Genomic DNA, 17,004 nt, shown 5'->3' on the forward strand with positions numbered 1-17,004 from the left:
TAATTACACCAAGAAAACATAAGGAAAGATTGTCAATTGACTGTAAACCTCTGCCAAAAGTTAGAATTATTCTGGAGTTAAATAATTAACTAGATTTTGGTACTAATTTCCTCTAAGTATAATGGCGGTTTATAGAAACTTATGAGATGGCGGTTATTTGCACACAGAGGGCAAGGGGTAGGCAGAGTATTTACTATCGCTTTGTTTACCGCTTTGAGCGGAATTACAATAGTTTCTTGTAGTAGCAACAAGGATGTATTGGTAACAGAAGTAGGAATTAGTCCTCCAAATCGTCGGACAGCGAAAACAACCAAAGCTGGGGACTTCTATATTCAGGGACAGAATCAACATGCTAAAGGCAATTCCCAAGCTGCTATTGCTGCCTATAGCAAAGCGATTAGTTTAAATCCCAGGTATTCCCCGGCTTTCAGGAGTCGCGGACTGGCGTACTTTGATATCGGAAACAAGGAAGCTGCGATCGCCGATTATAGCCAAACGTTGCGCCTCAACCCTAATGATGCCGAAGCCTACAATAACCGGGGAAACGCCCGTGCATCAATGGGAGACAACAAAATGGCGATCGCCGATTATAACGAAGCAATTCGCTTGGCTGCCAACTATGCCGAAGCTTTCAACAACCGGGGGAACGCCCGTGCTACCCAAGGAGACAAAAACGGCGCCCTAGATGATTACAACCAAGCTATTCTCCTCGACCCAAAATATAGCATTGCCTACAATAACCGGGGAAATATCCGCGCTGCTAAGGGAGATCCTCAAGGAGCGATCGCAGATTACAATGAAGCCGTTCGCCTCAATCCCAACTTTGGCCCTGCCTACAACAACCGAGGTAATGCCCGCGCCGCCAATAAAGATAAAATGGGGGCGCTGCAAGACTTACAACGGGCCGCTGCTATCTTTGAAAAAGAAGGTAACGACGACTTATACCGACAAGTGATGAAGAACATTCAAGAAATGAGGTAGTCAGCAATTTTTACAATTCGTCTATTCTTCAATAGTCGGGCTGCGGAGGTCTTCTACTAGCGCTTGAATTTCTGCGCTTGGAGGTGGTGTAAGGCGAGAAACCACCAAGGCAACTATGAAGTTAAAGATCATCCCCAAAGTACCAATTCCTTCCGGTGAAACTCCAAAAAACCAGGGTTGCATACCCCCGAATTTGACTCCGATAATGTAGATGATTGTAAAAATCAAACCAGTCAACATACCAGAGATCGCCCCGGACGCATTGGTACGCTTGTCAAAAATCCCCAGGAGTATAACCGGGAAAAAGCTAGCAGCAGCTAAACCGAAGGCAAAAGCCACCACCTCACTCACAAATCCCGGCGGATTCACCCCAAAATATCCAGCGAGGACGAGGGAAAAACCAACCATAACGCGCCCAACAAACACTCGTTTCTCTTCCGAGGCCGTCGAATCTATAATCCGGTAGTAGACATCATGGGCGATGGAACTAGAAATTACCAGCAACAGACCTGATGCTGTAGACAAAGCCGCAGCTAACCCGCCAGCAGCCACTAAAGCAATTACCCAAGCTGGGAGTTTCGCCACTTCTGGGGTAGAAAGCACAATGATATCTCGGTCAATTTTAATTTCGTTAGTGTCTTTATTGGGGGTTAATTGCAAACGCCCATCTTTATTTTTATCCTCAAAACTTAGCAGTTTAGTTTTTTCCCACTTGGTCGCCCAGTCTAGCTGCTGCACTTCTGCAACCGTGTGATTATGCAGAGTATCAATTAAGTTATAGCGGGCAAACATCGAGAGGGCGGGGGCTGTGGTATAAAGAATGGCAATAAATAATAGTGCCCAACCAGCAGAAAAACGTGCTGCACGCACATTTTTAACCGTATAAAACCGGACGATGATATGGGGTAAACCAGCAGTACCTACCATCAGAGCGAGAGTGGTGAACAGCACATCTAACATCGACCTGTTAACAAATGGCTCAGTATACTGCTTAAACCCCAGTTCAACTTGAATTTGATTTAGCTTGTCAGCCACATCACTAAAGGTAAATGCTAATTGGGGGATAGGATTACCCGTTAACAGCCAAGCGATCGCGATCGCCGGAATCAGATAAGCAAAAATCAACACACAATACTGGGCCACTTGCGTCCAAGTGATGCCTTTCATCCCCCCCAACACAGAAAAGAAGCCAACGATCACCATGCCGATGATCACACCTGTATTGATATCTACTTGGAGAAAACGACTGAAGACAATACCCACACCTCGCATTTGTCCAGCAACGTAGGTGAGGGAGATAAAAATGGCTGCAACTACCGCCACCAAACGTGCAAGATTAGAATCGTAGCGATCGCCTACAAAATCCGGCACTGTATACTTACCAAATTTTCGCAGATAGGGAGCCAGCAACAATGCTAACAGCACATAGCCACCAGTCCAGCCCATCAGATAAATAGAACCGTCATAACCCAAAAAAGAAATCGATCCCGCCATTGAAATAAACGAAGCTGCGGACATCCAGTCAGCAGCAGTAGCAGCACCATTAGCAATTGAAGGTATCCCCTGACCTGCTATAAAGAAGTCTTTCGTATTTTCAACTCGTGATTGCCAACCAATATAAATGTAGATGAGGAAAGACAGTCCCACCAACAAAATAGTCCAAATTTCAACTGACACAGTTTTTCCTCACTTCCTGATATTGTATTTGCGGTCTAGCTTGTCCATTTGGAACGCATAAATGAAAATCAATGCCACAAATATCAGGATTGATCCTTGCTGCGCCATCCAAAAACCAAAAGGTACGCCAAAAAAACGGATCGCATTCAACGGCTGAACCAACAAAATACTAAAAACGAGGGAAACCAGCGCCCAGACAATTAAAAGATTACGAATTAAAGCAGTATTAGCACGCCAATAAGCACGGCGCTCAAGTTCATCCATCGTTCTTTACCATAAGTGCAACAAAAATAATAGCAATAAGCCGATATTTTAATAGCGAATTCTTATGTTATTTTTTATTTCTTTATTAGAGTTAGATATATAAAATTTTTAACCGTAAGAGGTCATTTATAAAGTAAACATACAAAAACAGTAAGGTGTATTAGGCGCATATTAAGAGCTAATTCATTTTTGTGTATAAAAAAGTACTTTAACTAAAGCTCTTTCCGCCAACACCAATGAGAATTTACGGCAAAATAAAATGTAGCTTATTTAACCGTCATTATTAACAAATTTTAAATTTTATTAATCCAAATATTCCCTATTAATTGTCAATACCACAATATAGTAGTTTACGCAACTTTATTGGAGAAATATACCAAAAAATTTGGTTTTAACTAATTTTAACGACTTCTAACTAGTTTTAACTAGTTTATGCTTTCAGCCGGAACTTTAGTTCACGACTGTTGGCAATTAGTACAATAGCCGTTTTCAGATTTTGCTCAAACTTCCCAACCAAATATATTAGCTACTTGATACACAAGATTCATTGGCTCAAAAGGCTTGGCTAGCACACCCAAAATCCCTAACTGCGAAAATTGCGCTCTGTCTTCAGGCTGTAGTTTTGCTGTCAAAAAAATCACTGGAATATATTGAGTCGCAAAATTTGCTTGTAATTTTTGAAATGTTTCAATTCCACTCATTTGTGGCATAGAAACATCCAAAAGTATACCATCTGGGTTTTGAGCTTCAGCCAATTGCAATCCTTCCTGACCTGAACTAGCAAGCAAAACTTCCCATCCTGCAATGTCTTCTAAGCAACCCTGAATCACAGCTTGAATTGCATTTTCATCGTCAACGACCAGCACTCGTTTTCTAGACATAACTTAAAAAAGTTCCTAATTTTCGATCACGTAATTTGGTACGAAGGGCAATGTAAAGAAAAATGTACTACCTTGACCTAATATGCTCTCTGCCCAAATGTATCCCCCATGTTGCCGGATAATTTTCTGGCAAATTGCGAGTCCCAGACCTGTACCACCTTTTTCCCGCGCATTGGAAGCATCAACTTGTTGAAACCAACCAAATATGCTCTCTAATTTATCTGCGGGAATTCCCTGTCCTTCATCTTGAACCTGAAACAGGATATAAGGTGGTGTGAGGAAGTTAAAAATAGAACGATTGGCAAGATGGGAAAATATTTGTGCTTGAGTTTCTTTTGTCTCAATTAATTTATTACTGACAGAAATAGTGGTACAAGGTTCAGAAAACTTGATGGCATTGCTCAACAGATTTGTCAAAGTCTGAATAATGGCATCGGAATTAGCCCAAACTTCCACAGGGAGCGGTTTAACATTAATACTAATGTGCTGTTTTTGGGCGATCGCTTGCATAGTATCCGCCGAATCTATAATTAATTTAGCCGCATCGCAACGTTGTTTCACCAGCTTCATTTGGCCAGACTCTAACTTTTCTAGGCAAAGAATATCATTAACCAACCGTACCAAACGCTCTGTTTGAGAGGTAGCAATATTCAGCATCTGGCTACGCTTGTCTGGCTTTTTGTCATAGACTTTACCTGCTAACAATCCCAAAGAACCATGTATTGCTGTTAATGGAGTTCGCAATTCATGACTGACAATAGAGATAAAATCCCTTTTTACTTGCTCAACCGCACGAATTTTTGTCACGTCTTCCACAGTACCAATGTAACCACTCAAGTTCGTCTTCTCCATCAATATAGGAGCAAGTATAATTCGCGCATAGCGAGTTTTAGTATCTTTGTGAAGATAGCGAATCTCGTGATCAAAACTTTCTGATATATCTTTAAAAATCCTCAACCATTGATTTAACAACTTCTCCCTATTATCCGCATTAATCAATTCTAACCAACTTTGTCCTATCACTTCTGCCATCGTCAAACCGAAAATTTGTAGAAAACAAGGATTAGCATAAGTGCATATCCCCTGTTGATCAATCACAAACAAACCTATGGGTAAACATTCACTTAGTGAGCGAAACTTAGTTTCACTTGCCTGTAGTGCTACTTCTTTTTGCTTTCGGGACGTAATATCATTATTAATTTCTAGAATTTTTATAGGTCTACCTAGATCGTCTTTTTGTAACACCCAACGACTGAATACAGTTATAGAAATGCCATTTTTATCAGTATGAATTAACTCACCTTCCCAATATCCTAGATTGAGTAATTGAGCTTCAATTTCTGTCAATGGCTGCGGAAATTTGGTTTGCAAAAGTATGTGAGATACCTGTCCTATAGCTTCAGATTTTGTCCAGCCATACATCTGCTCTCCTCCTTTGTTCCAAAAGGTAATCACCATGTTTAAATCTAGCGTCAATATCGTATCGTGGGCTAAATCTAAAAGTTTTGATTGTTCCAAAAGAATTTGTTTCTTTTGTTTTACATCATCTAGGGTCAGACGTAGCTGTTTATTGAGTTCAGAGAGTTCAGCAGTCCGTTCTGCAACACGCATTTCTAATTCCACTTTAGCCAGGTGGAGTTCTGCTTCTTGGCGTTTGCGCTCTGTAATCTCTGTAAGATTAATAATTGCTCCAATAATTTCTCCCATTGAGTTTAACAAGGGACAGGCATTCAGTAGTAAATCAACCCGCTCGCCATTAGAACGTTGAAAGTAAACTTCTACTCCCTTATAATGCTGTCCCTGTAAAACTCTACTAATAGAAAAGCAATTTTCCATTAAAAATTTTTCTGGGAGAATATTTTGGTCAGATTGAGTTGCTTGGGGTTTGATATGTATATCTAATTTAGAGTAATACAATGATAATATCTGGTCGAAGTCTTGAAAAAGATAATTGTCACAACATAGAGTTTTAAAAACTTGACTAGCACGAATAATTATACCTTTTTGGTTACAAACCACTACAGACTCGCCCACTTGTTCTAAAATGGATCTAGCAAACTTTTCAGAAGCAATAATTTCTTCATTTTGTCTTTTTTCTGTTAAATCAGTAATAATAATACAATTAATATAATGATTATCTACATTGAACTTATTAGCGGCCAGATAAACAGGTACTTCCTGTTCATTAATAGTAACCAGTAATAATTCACCTATTGCCGTTAATTCTTGCTCTTGTTTTTTCATTAAAGATTGAAATATATTAATATCTCGCTCTAAAATAAATTCTTGGAACCGAGAGCTAATAATCTTCTCTAAAGGATGCTTGAGTAAGTTAGCGAATGCTTGATTAGCATATAAAATCCATCCATCTGATGTGATGATAACTGCTCCCTCACACATCTGCTCAACCAGCAAGCGATAGGTATAATCTGCGCTTTGCAGCGTAAATATCTTATCACCTTCTGGACTAGAAATAACAAAAGCATCAACTGCCCCTTCATGAATAGCTTGTAATGTATCTTCAGCGACAACTAGCCTTTCTCGCAGTACTTGAATTTCTTTCAAAAGTTCTTCTTTAGAATAATTGAATAGAGTCATTTTTTTAATTTCCCTTGTTATGTGACACAATATTTAAACCTAAAAGCACTTTGGATGTATTGGATAAATCACCAATCACTTTTTTGATGGGAAGAGGCAATTCTTTCACTAATGTAGGAACAGCAACTAAATTTTCTACAATAATTAATCCCGGTTGTTGATAAACATCAATTACTTCCAGACTATATTGACCAGGTAAATATTGTTCACAGATATCTTTAATATTTTTTAAAGCAGCAAGAGAATGCAAATTAGCACCAGCCACATAAAGGCGTAAACAAAAAACTGGATTTTCCGCCTTTGCCATTAGCTTTTTAAATTCAGAACTCACATCTTCAGGATTGTCTTGTTCATTTTCATTATTCATCTACTTTTACCTCTAATTTATTAGTAATTAACAGGCTTGATTTCTAAACCCAACAATACTTTCTCTTGATTTGATAGATCCCCTATTATTTGCCTGATAGGAACAGGTAGCTGGCGGATTAAAGTGGGGATAGCAAAGATTTGATTTTCTCGGGCTAGATGAGGGTGTAGAACTAAATCGACTACTTCAATTTGATATTTGCCCTGAAGATTTTGCTCACATATTTTTGTTAAGTTGGCAAATGCTGTCACCGATTTAGGTGTTTGTCCAGCAACATAAAGACGTAATTTCCAGAAAACTAATTCCTCTGATTGATTGATTTCTTCCATAACACAATCTCCTTAAATTTGCTAAAACTAATAAGTAGAGTAACGTAAATAATTAAAGGTTTGTAGTAAGGAATTCAGCCCTACTTTGAGGCTAATTTCAACATTTATTACTTTACTTAATATAGTTTGATTTCTTTTTGCATACTTGCTTAGAGATTCTCAACGAATAGGATTCAGATGTAGGTTGGGGAGCCACTCACCTGCGGGGGTTCTCACCTTGGAGTGCAGTGGCATTTGAGGAACTAAACCCAACATTACCAGTGAATTATCGGAATCCGATTTGATTTGTGATAGCTTGCATGGCGTAGCCATACTTACTCATAGAGGCTCTTAACAAGCAAATAAGGGAGGTAGACGTGTAGGTAATTTTTCCAAAAATCAAACAGCAATTCTATATTTGAATTTCACTTCATTCCCTACACTAAGCAAGCTACAACTAAACTGAAGATAAACTTTCTTTTTCTCCAAAAAAGTTGAAACTAGTGGTAAAATAGAATGTCAGATTTTTTCTTGAACGAAAGTGGCAAAACAAGGCTAATCTGCTTTTCTTAATTGAGCTAGTATCTGGCTATATTCCTTTAAATTGCTTTGATTAAGAGCTTCTTGTTCTGTGAGAATGCGGAGTTCTTCTTGTTCTGCTGCCAATTCTGCTTCTAATGTAGAAATTTGGGAGCAAACTACCATTCGTTTGCGTTCCAATTCTCGTTTCTTTTGCTCTAACAACAGTTGGCGTTGACTGGCTGCTAATTTTTCTTGTGCTTCTTGAATAATTCTAGCACTACCAGTTAAGACAGTTCCTTGTCCTAAATACACATCTAACAGTTGAATACCTTGTTTAGTCAGTAAAAATTCCCGCACTTGGTTAGAGTGTTCCATACCACGAGATTTGAGAACATACAAAAGTCGGCTACGTTCCCCGTTGCTTTCTAGCATGCGGACTTCTATCCAAGTATCCATGAGGGAGGAAATTCCCATTTCCGTCTGCTCAAATGGGCCACCCCCAGGAGTTAGGTTATTGAGCAACACTGTAATTTGTTGGGATTTGAGAAAATCAACCAATCGGATAAAGAACATCTTGGTTTGATTAAGATTACCGCTTGAGGTGAGGTTGCTTATAGGATCAATAACCACGGTAGAGGGGTTAAATTTCTGTATGAGGTGATGTAAATTCACCAGGTGTGTTTCTAACCCATACTCGGTGGGACGGACAGCCTGAAAATTGAGCAACCCCTGCTGTAAATATGGTTCTAAATCTAAGCCAACAGAGCGCATATTCCTGATAATTTGTTGCGGTGCTTCTTCTGATGCTAGATACAAACACCTTTCTCCTTGACGGCAAGTTTCAGCAGCAAAATGGCAAGCTATAGTAGTTTTACCTGTGCCAGCTGTACCAGTAAGAAGAATACTGCTACCCCGGAAGTATCCATTTCCACTCAACATGGCATCTAAACGAGGGATACCGGAGGAAATATGTTCTGTTGAGACTACATGGTCTAAGCCAACAGAGGTAATGGGCAAAACGGAAATGCCATCATCAGTAATTAAGAAGGGATACTCGTTAGAACCATGTTGAGAACCTCGATATTTAATAATTTGCAGTCGTCGTATTGCTAGCTCCTCATTAGTTCGTTGATCTAGCCTAATTACACAGTCAGAAACGTATTCCTCTAAACCTTGGCGTGTCAAGGTGTTGTCGCCCCGTTCTCCAGTGATAATGGCAGTTAAGCCTTTTTGTTTAAGCCAGCGAAATAGACGACGTAACTCAGCGCGGACAATAGCAGCGTTGCTTAAACCGACAAATAACACTTCGATGGTATCTAGTACTATTCTTTTGGCACCTACTGAATCTACAAGCATACCAATGCGAATAAATAACGCTTCTAAATCATAATTACCTGCTTCTTGAATTACTTGGGGTTCAATGTAGATGTGTTCAATAGCTAATTTTTTTTCCTGTATTAGCTGCTCTAAATCCCACCCCAGAGAAGTAACATTTTGCACTATTTCTTCTGGGGTTTCTTCAAAACAAATGAATGCTCCTGGTTCTGCATACTCGGTTGCACCTCGTACCAAAAACTCAATCCCCATTAAGGTTTTGCCACAACCCGCAGCACCACAAACTAATGTTGGACGACCTAATGGTATTCCTCCATCTGTAATTTTATCTAAACCTTGAATGCCAGTTGGACACTTAGGAAGATAATTTTTTTTAACTTTTGCAGATGTATCTTGTTTAACCATAACTTATACTCATTTAGGAGAAATCTGCTACTTTTTTCTTCCCATCATTGCTTTATGATTTGCTCTTACACACAGTACTCATACTTAATTCAAAAATTTCTAAAACGGCAGCCCAACTTTTATCTGAGTTTTGCTTAAAATTTTAAATCTAAAATTTGAATATTTTTTGAAGATTGACAAAGCCTCTTAGAGGATGTTTTACATCAGGGTAGGTAGAATTTGTAATTCTGTTCGTTTAGCGTGCCCGAGGCTCTATAATCTTGGGTTTCTGGCATACAATGAGATGCTTTATTTCGCTATGGCTGACGCTAGGTCGTGTAGCGTGCCGTAAGTTCTAGCTATGCCCGCAGGGCTTTATGCTGCATTGATCATGACAGCAAAAATACTTTTAATCTCCTAGGCTTCTAGTGTCCAACCCAGAAGTTTAGCGACTTGTTCAGAGAGAAGCATGGGATCGAAGGGTTTAATAATTGCTCCGACCACATCTAAATTTGAACACAGTATATGTTCAGTTAACTTTGTGCAGCCTGTCACTAAAACTACTGGTAAAAACTGGAAATCTGGACTAGTTCTCAGTTCTTTTAAAAACGCTAGACTACCCATCTCTGGCATTATCCCATCAAGAATAATTGCATCTGGCTTTTCTGCCATGACTTTTGCTAACCCTTCGCATCCTGAACTGGCAGTCACTACATCCCAACCACCTATATCTTCTAAAGAATACTGCACCAACGTCCGGATATCAGGGTTATCATCAATCACCAAAATTTTTTTCTTTACCATTTTGTCAGGAGTGCAGGATTGTAACTTACTGTTCATATAGCTATTTCAACCTACCTCAACTATTTTTAAGATTACACAATAGTTTTGAAGATTTTTTGAAGATGGCAAAACTTTAATTACTCTAGATTTAATACAGTTTGGTTCAGTAAATTTATTTATTCAAGTGAGTGCTGTGAGACAACAAAGCTTACTCTAAACTGTCTTGCTATAGAATCATTATTTTATCTTAGTATTTAAATTTACTACTAAACTTAACTTTATCCATAAAACAGATAACAGGGAATAATTTAGTTAGATGTGCTTCTTTGATGTGTTGCTAGTGGCAATAGTTGCTAATTAGAGGATTACATCTTCTAGCTTTTCGTCAAAAAGCTCAGAAATACATCTTTTTGAGCTTAAAATTCTTATTTTTAAGCTCATTTATTCACAATATTTGCACTTTCTAGTCGTGATGCAAGATGCCTGGTTATTATACAAAACCTTACTTAAAAGTATTGTGTAAAATAGATTTATAGTCTTGCTCATCCTGTTGTAATGTTGGGCTTTAATACTTTTACTATCAACCAAAAAACAACAAATTACCTTAAATCAGGGCAAAATTAACATATAGGAGCTAAAAATATTGTGAAAATATTATTAGTAGAAGATGATAGTATTACCAGTGAGATACTTGCTAATTTGCTAACTGCTCATCAATACCAAGTCAGTTTAGCTACCGATGGACAGATGGCATTAGAATTGATAGAAGAGTTTGAGTATGATTTGGTAATATTAGATATTATAATTCCTAAAATAGATGGGATTAGTCTATGTAAGCAGTTGCGAAAGCAAGGCTACGAAACTCCAATTTTGTTACTTACTGCTAAAGATAAAGTAACAGAAAAAATTAGCGGACTTGAGGCGGGAGCAGATGATTACGTTACAAAACCCTTTAATTTAGAAGAATTACTAGCAAGGGTTAGTGCCTTATTGCGCCGGAGAAAATATCTCAATCATCAGGAAATAATTTGGGAAAATATCCACTTTGATTCAGTAAATAGCAGAGTAACTTATGGCACTCAACTTTTACATCTCACACCTAAAGAGTATTGGTTATTGGAATTATTTTTACTCAACCCTAAACGGATATTTAGTCGTCAAGCCATTTTAGATCGACTCTGGGATTTTTCTGAATCTCCCAGCGAAGGTACTGTCAGTACTCATATTAAGAGTTTGCGTCAAAAGTTAAAAGCGGTGGGAGCAGAAAATCCAATTGAAACCGTGTATGGCTTGGGGTATCGTTTAAAGACTCCCAGCGAGTCTTGTCACTGCTCACTGTCAAGCATTTCAAATATTAAAGATGATACTAAACAAAAAGCCCAGACTATTACCTCAGGGGTATGGAAAAAATTTCAGACTCAGTATACAGAACAAGCCAGGAAATTGGCACAAATTATAACTGTTTTGTCATCGAAAAAATCTGATCTAGAAGTACAACATCAAGCGGAGGAAATTGCTCATAAATTAGCTGGAGCTTTGGGAATTTTTGGTTTGGTGAATGCATCCCAACAAGCAAGAAAGCTAGAGTTGTTGTTGCAACAGACAGTTTTAGATACTATGCATATCCAGCAAGCAATGGAATTGAGCAAAGTTATACAACAAGAAATCAGCCACTGGAGTTTAGACTAGTACCGCAAGGGGAAATTCTCTCATAGAGCCTCCGGCTCCCGTAAGGGATACAAAATTTAAAATGAATACAGCGTCAGATTTTCAAAGATTTGGAATGGGTGGTTTATTTTCCGCCAACCTGCACTATACGAAAGCGATGACACACCCTACAGTTTTATGGTTTATAGAACAGAGGAAACAAAACCTCACCCTGGTTTTGCTATCGCTTTACCTGTCCCTCTCCTTATGAAGGAGAGGGATTTCGGTCAGGACTCTTTGAGTAATCGGTAGCCTTCCAGGGGAGAGGAATGAAAGGGAGGTCTGATATTTAATTCAGGCTACCTACTTAGTCACCTACTATTTGCTGTAATATTCAGTTTGAGCATAGACGCTGATAATGCTATCACTAACTACAAAAAATGTGCCTTCTTGCTCATGTTTAGAGAACTGCAAATTGGGGTATTTAGCAGCAACTTCTTCAGCAGTCATGGCTTTAGCTAAAATTTCATCTGGTAACAGTCCTGTAGCACCAATATAAAATACCAAAGGAGAAATTTTCTCCTGGTAAATTTTGTCAGTATATTGCTCTAACTTACTATTTGCTGCTGTCATTGCAGCAATAATTTCCTCCTTACTGACATTTTTACCAGAGTGTTTAGCTTGCAATACTAGCACCAAAATATCAGCACCAACTTTGCTCAAAATTTCTGCAACTCTGTGATTGTTATCAAGTCCGAGAAAGTCATCAAAAATTGGTTTCATCAATTCATCAACTTTGGTAATTTTCATCCGCGCCGAAATTGATTTTGGTCTAAAAGCTATATTTTGATTAAATACCATTTCTAAGCTAGGACTGGTAAAAATCTCTCCAGTTTCTTTATCATAAGCTTCATATCTTCTTTCTAAGAATTTATTAGCAGAATAAAGCTTGCTCAGGTTGAGGATATCTTGACTACCAATATCGATTTTATAGCTAACACGGGAGTCAATTTTCCCGTTATTTATAGCTTCGTTGAGGTCGGTGTAATCGTTGGTTGAGGGAAAATTGAGGTACAGGTTTTTAGATAAGTAATATTTTTTCAACTCATCTAATTGTTCTGGGATAAACACATCGGATTCATCGCGCAAGTAAGCAGAAATAATACTAGAGACAACTTTGATTTCTGCTAGTTGAGTGAATAAATCATCAATACTGCTGTGACTTACATCAAAGGGTACTAGAGGTAAGTTGTCTAATTGGATGGTGTATTCAGCATGAAAATCAAATTTTTCAGCGTCAATAACACTTTTATCTTTAAGCAAATTAAAGGCTTTTTTATTGCTAATTTTGACTTGCAAAGATTTAACATTTATTTCACCATCACTGACAATGGTGTAATTATTAAAAGTAGCTAAGTCATTTACCAACAAACCTGCAACTTCAATAATCGGGGTTTTATCTTCAGCTTTGACAAGCTTGACTTTGCGGTTAACAAGCATATTGATAGTGGCGGTGTTGCGATTAATTTCAAACACACCCATTTCCACATAATCACCTTGAATGATATTTTCTGTTTGTAACCAAGGCTTGATAAGTTCCCCATTTTCATCTCGTACACCTTTTACCCGCTTGACACCTTTTCTTTGATAGTTATCTTGCAGATTTTTGATGTTGACAATAATGCTTTGACGATATTCCGCAAAGATTTGGATAAGTTCGAGTAAGGAAATTCTGTTGTTGACTTTTACTTCATCAAATATTTCATGCTTTTCTAGAACATCGGGATAAAACAAAACAATGTCAATATCTTGAGCAAAGTTACAAATATCGTGATTGGTAAGTGCTTTAGCGTGTTTTTCTGTTAATGTGGCGTTAAATGTACTCCCCAGCGCATACTTCGCAGTATTCAAATTTCCTTCAGCTAAATTTGCTTTAGCAAAGGCATAAACTGATTCATGATTCTGCATCACCGGGATATCTTGAAGTTGTTCATAAGCGTCTTTAGTGACTTGCTTATATTTATAGATAATCCCCTCATCTTCTGGTTTCAAACCCAAGATTTTAAGTGTCTGGCTTGTTCCGTAAATTTTCTTTGCAGTTTGAGAGAAAAACACCTGATAGCTGTAATCACTACCTAATGCTTCTTCGATTGATATTCCTACTGCTTCAGTTAATAAGTTCGCAGTGCTGTAAATTGCATCATACACTTCTTTAATATTTCCTGCTTGGACACAGCTACCAGAAAGATTATTGGCAATTTTAGCCAATAATTTAAAATCAGAATAAGGTGAATAGGCGATAGTATTAACAAAAACATCTAGGTACTTGAGTTCGTTACATATCGCATCTAAAGCCTTTATTTCTGTAGTCGGGCTACTATCATTAGCATAACCGTCGCTGTGCAAAGTAATCGCTGTCAATTCACCAACTTTAATCAGGGTTTTAGCTAATTGCAATGACTGAGAAATACAGGTAAGATAGCTGGCGCTAATTTTTTGAATTTCTTCTAAATACGGTGAATTCCGGCTCATCACTTCTTGAATTGGGATGCGTTGGAAATGACAAGTAACATCACCCTGAGAAGAATAAGATATTAGAGAAATAACTAACTGAGAGTTGCTGTATTCATCTAAAGTCAAAAGTTTAATTAGTGTGTCTTTCAAAGCATCAATATCACTAGACATTGAGCCAGAACGATCAATGATAATGATACTATGAGCTACTGTTTTTTTAGGGATAGCATTAGGCTTGATTTCTAGATTAACTCTGTCTACTAAATAGTAATCTTTTTCTTTGCCAGCTAAGTTGTAAAGAATGAATTTTGCTGTTTGAGTTGACATAGTTTTATCCTGAAGTTTTACAGTATTATTCCAGTTTGTTTTTACCGCAAAATCTGGCAATGCTTTTTGAGTAAGTTACGGGTATTTTTTGTTTAAATAAATCGCTAAATTCGCCAAGACAAAAAAGACAATATTTGTCAAGGTGTTAGGATTTATTATAATAATCAAAAAATCCGCGCTTAAAAATTTATGCCAATGTTAAAATTGACATAGAAAACACAAATTACTATGTGGTGATAGTTGGATTTACGAAACGGGTGCTATGGACTATCCGCAACTACAAATCTGGGGCATCATCTTGTAAATTGCTTGGCACACTTAATTGAATGTTCATAAATATATAGTACATTAGTACTAATAAAATGTCAAGTGGCTTCCTCTTCAGAGGCGGCGAGAATGCTGAATAATATAAGAGAGCGCTTCATAATTCTTAATTATTCATCTGTACTAGAACAATGGCGAGAGATTTACGGGGATTCATTAAAATTCTGGAAGAAAGAGGACAATTACGGCGAATTTCCGCTTTAGTTGACCCAGACTTAGAGATTGCGGAGATTTCCAACCGGATGCTGCAAAAGGGTGGGCCTGGGTTGTTGTTTGAAAATGTTAAAGGTGCTTCCTTCCCGGTGGCGGTGAATTTGATGGGTACCGTGGAAAGGATTTGTTGGGCGATGAATATGCAGCGTCCAGAGGAGTTGGAGACTCTGGGGAAAAAGCTGAGTATGCTGCAACAGCCAAAACCGCCGAAGAAGATTTCTCAGGCGATAGATTTTGGTAAAGTGCTGTTTGATGTGGTGAAGGCGAAACCGGGACGGGACTTTTTCCCCGCTTGTCAGCAAGTGGTGCTTCAAGGCAATGAGTTAGATTTAAATAAGTTGCCTTTGATACGTCCTTATATTGGTGATGCTGGCAGGATTATTACGTTGGGGCTAGTGATTACTAAGGATTGTGAGACTGGTACGCCAAATGTGGGTGTGTATCGTTTGCAACTGCAATCGGCGAATACGATGACAGTTCACTGGTTATCAGTGCGGGGTGGGGCGAGACATTTGCGGAAAGCGGCGGAACGGGGTAAAAAATTAGAGGTAGCGATCGCACTTGGCGTAGATCCTTTAATCATTATGGCAGCTGCCACACCCATCCCTGTAGATTTATCAGAATGGCTGTTTGCGGGGCTGTACGGCGGTTCTGGGGTGCAGTTGGCGAAGTGTAAAACCGTAGATTTGGAAGTTCCCGCAGATTCTGAATTTGTATTAGAAGGGACAATTACACCAGGGGAAGTTTTACCAGACGGGCCTTTTGGTGATCACATGGGTTATTACGGCGGCGTCGAGGATTCGCCCTTGATTCGCTTCCAGTGCATGACACACCGCAAAAATCCGATTTATCTAACCACATTCAGCGGTCGTCCACCCAAAGAAGAAGCGATGATGGCGATCGCCTTAAATCGCATCTATACCCCCATCCTACGGCAACAAGTATCCGAAATTGTCGATTTCTTCTTACCAATGGAAGCTTTAAGTTACAAAGCGGCGATTATTTCCATTGATAAAGCATATCCGGGACAAGCACGACGGGCAGCTTTGGCGTTTTGGAGTGCCTTACCCCAATTTACATACACCAAATTTGTCATTGTCGTGGATAAAGACATAAATATTCGTGATCCGCGTCAAGTAGTGTGGGCAATTAGTTCCAAAGTTGACCCCACACGGGATGTATTTATCTTACCAAATACTCCCTTTGACACGTTAGATTTTGCCAGTGAAAAACTGGGTTTAGGTGGACGCATGGGAATTGATGCAACGACAAAAATTCCCCCAGAAACTGAACATGAATGGGGTAAACCCCTAGAGTCAGATCCCAATGTGGCGGCGATGGTTGAAAAGCGATGGGCGGAGTATGGTTTAGCAGATTTGAAATTAGGAGAAGTTGATCCCAACTTATTCGGCTACGATATGAAGTAATACCCACAAAACCCCTCCACGAAACATCCGGGAGGGGAGATTTCCTTAAAATGCAAAACCTGGGACGCCTAGCCTGATATAAATATCTCTTTGAACATCCGTAAAAGCTCTTCTGCCATGAAGTATTCTAGTGTTATAAATATCAGCATTAGTTTCAAATCCTCTAAAAAGTAAGACACCAGAAGATTTAAATAGACTAATAACTGCCTCTTTATCTATTTCCAAAATCCTGGCATTATTGATATTAATAATTTGTTGACCTATTCTTTCTGATATTGGCTGTAAATTAATTTTCATAAAACCTAATAAGTGCTGAGTAATTTTCTAAACACAATAAAACACAATATAATATTCACATTTTAGACTCAATAGTAATTATTGTGTTGCATCCACCAGGGAGAATGAGAATAAAATTATTAATTTTTGTTACAGAATTCGCTTTGAATTTTAAG

13 protein-coding genes are annotated in these 17,004 nt (G+C 38.5%); 3 read left to right on the forward strand and 10 right to left on the reverse strand.

All coding sequences use genetic code 11. The features are described 5' to 3' along the window. Positions 1–141 precede the first annotated feature (141 nt). Positions 142–981 (forward strand): tetratricopeptide repeat protein, encoded by an 840-nt coding sequence (locus H6G32_RS01920; RefSeq protein ID WP_190453909.1) that lies wholly within the window; start codon positions 142–144, stop codon positions 979–981. 21 nt (positions 982–1,002) lie between these two features. Here H6G32_RS01920 and H6G32_RS01925 read toward each other — a convergent pair whose 3' ends face one another. The 8 genes from H6G32_RS01925 to H6G32_RS01960 form a co-directional block, all read right to left on the reverse strand. After that, the gene (locus H6G32_RS01925; protein WP_190453913.1) at positions 1,003–2,658 is read right to left on the reverse strand and encodes a sodium:solute symporter family protein; all 1,656 of its coding nucleotides are present in this window, start codon (positions 2,656–2,658) and stop codon (positions 1,003–1,005) included. 9 nt (positions 2,659–2,667) lie between these two features. After that, positions 2,668–2,922, reverse strand: coding sequence for a DUF4212 domain-containing protein (locus H6G32_RS01930; protein ID WP_015208192.1), 255 nt, complete (start codon positions 2,920–2,922; stop codon positions 2,668–2,670). Between the two features lie 500 nt (positions 2,923–3,422). Then, a complete protein-coding gene (locus H6G32_RS01935; protein WP_190453916.1) occupies positions 3,423–3,803 on the reverse strand; it encodes a response regulator in 381 nt (126 codons plus the stop codon). A gap of 15 nt (positions 3,804–3,818) precedes the next feature. After that, complete coding sequence (locus tag H6G32_RS01940; RefSeq protein WP_190453919.1) at positions 3,819–6,401, reverse strand: PAS domain S-box protein; 2,583 nt, start codon at positions 6,399–6,401, stop codon at positions 3,819–3,821. A 4-nt stretch (positions 6,402–6,405) separates the two neighbouring features. Next, a complete protein-coding gene (locus tag H6G32_RS01945) occupies positions 6,406–6,768 on the reverse strand; it encodes a circadian clock KaiB family protein (RefSeq protein WP_190453922.1) in 363 nt (120 codons plus the stop codon). A gap of 20 nt (positions 6,769–6,788) precedes the next feature. Then, positions 6,789–7,097: a circadian clock KaiB family protein gene (locus H6G32_RS01950; RefSeq protein ID WP_190453926.1), complete on the reverse strand. Its 309-nt coding sequence runs from the start codon at positions 7,095–7,097 to the stop codon at positions 6,789–6,791. 534 nt (positions 7,098–7,631) lie between these two features. Next, positions 7,632–9,338, reverse strand: a complete 1,707-nt coding sequence (kaiC, locus tag H6G32_RS01955; protein WP_190453929.1) for a circadian clock protein KaiC — start codon at positions 9,336–9,338, stop codon at positions 7,632–7,634. Positions 9,339–9,734: 396 nt separating this feature from the next. Then, positions 9,735–10,157, reverse strand: coding sequence for a response regulator (locus H6G32_RS01960; protein WP_190453931.1), 423 nt, complete (start codon positions 10,155–10,157; stop codon positions 9,735–9,737). A 588-nt stretch (positions 10,158–10,745) separates the two neighbouring features. Between H6G32_RS01960 and H6G32_RS27220 the strand changes: the two genes are divergently transcribed. Beyond that, a complete protein-coding gene (locus H6G32_RS27220) occupies positions 10,746–11,789 on the forward strand; it encodes a response regulator (protein ID WP_190453933.1) in 1,044 nt (347 codons plus the stop codon). A 336-nt stretch (positions 11,790–12,125) separates the two neighbouring features. On the opposite strand, the gene H6G32_RS01970 is transcribed toward H6G32_RS27220, so the two are convergent. Next, entirely contained in the window at positions 12,126–14,588 is a 2,463-nt protein-coding gene (locus tag H6G32_RS01970; RefSeq protein WP_190453937.1) for a vWA domain-containing protein, read from the reverse strand. A gap of 455 nt (positions 14,589–15,043) precedes the next feature. Here H6G32_RS01970 and H6G32_RS01975 point away from each other — a divergent pair, with 455 nt between their 5' ends. Beyond that, positions 15,044–16,552 carry a UbiD family decarboxylase gene (locus H6G32_RS01975; RefSeq protein WP_190453941.1) on the forward strand — a complete coding sequence of 503 codons (1,509 nt, stop codon included), beginning with the start codon at positions 15,044–15,046 and terminating at the stop codon, positions 16,550–16,552. A 45-nt stretch (positions 16,553–16,597) separates the two neighbouring features. Here the strand turns inward: H6G32_RS01975 and H6G32_RS01980 are convergent, their stop codons facing one another. Next, the gene (locus tag H6G32_RS01980) at positions 16,598–16,849 is read right to left on the reverse strand and encodes a hypothetical protein (protein WP_190453944.1); all 252 of its coding nucleotides are present in this window, start codon (positions 16,847–16,849) and stop codon (positions 16,598–16,600) included. Positions 16,850–17,004 lie beyond the last annotated feature (155 nt).

The organism is Cylindrospermum sp. FACHB-282, from assembly GCF_014697195.1.
In the GTDB taxonomy this organism is placed as follows: Bacteria; Cyanobacteriota; Cyanobacteriia; order Cyanobacteriales; family Nostocaceae; genus Cylindrospermum.

Coding starts and splice junctions, on each gene's coding strand:
- H6G32_RS01920 (WP_190453909.1), top strand. CDS start 142: ATGAGATGGCGGTTATTTGCACACAGAGGGCAAGGGGTAGGCAGAGTA.
- H6G32_RS01930 (WP_015208192.1), bottom strand. CDS start 2,922: ATGGATGAACTTGAGCGCCGTGCTTATTGGCGTGCTAATACTGCTTTA.
- H6G32_RS01950 (WP_190453926.1), bottom strand. CDS start 7,097: ATGGAAGAAATCAATCAATCAGAGGAATTAGTTTTCTGGAAATTACGT.
- H6G32_RS01960 (WP_190453931.1), bottom strand. CDS start 10,157: ATGAACAGTAAGTTACAATCCTGCACTCCTGACAAAATGGTAAAGAAA.
- H6G32_RS01970 (WP_190453937.1), bottom strand. CDS start 14,588: ATGTCAACTCAAACAGCAAAATTCATTCTTTACAACTTAGCTGGCAAA.
- H6G32_RS01940 (WP_190453919.1), bottom strand. CDS start 6,401: ATGACTCTATTCAATTATTCTAAAGAAGAACTTTTGAAAGAAATTCAA.
- H6G32_RS01980 (WP_190453944.1), bottom strand. CDS start 16,849: ATGAAAATTAATTTACAGCCAATATCAGAAAGAATAGGTCAACAAATT.
- H6G32_RS01975 (WP_190453941.1), top strand. CDS start 15,044: ATGGCGAGAGATTTACGGGGATTCATTAAAATTCTGGAAGAAAGAGGA.
- H6G32_RS01945 (WP_190453922.1), bottom strand. CDS start 6,768: ATGAATAATGAAAATGAACAAGACAATCCTGAAGATGTGAGTTCTGAA.
- H6G32_RS01935 (WP_190453916.1), bottom strand. CDS start 3,803: ATGTCTAGAAAACGAGTGCTGGTCGTTGACGATGAAAATGCAATTCAA.
- kaiC (WP_190453929.1), bottom strand. CDS start 9,338: ATGGTTAAACAAGATACATCTGCAAAAGTTAAAAAAAATTATCTTCCT.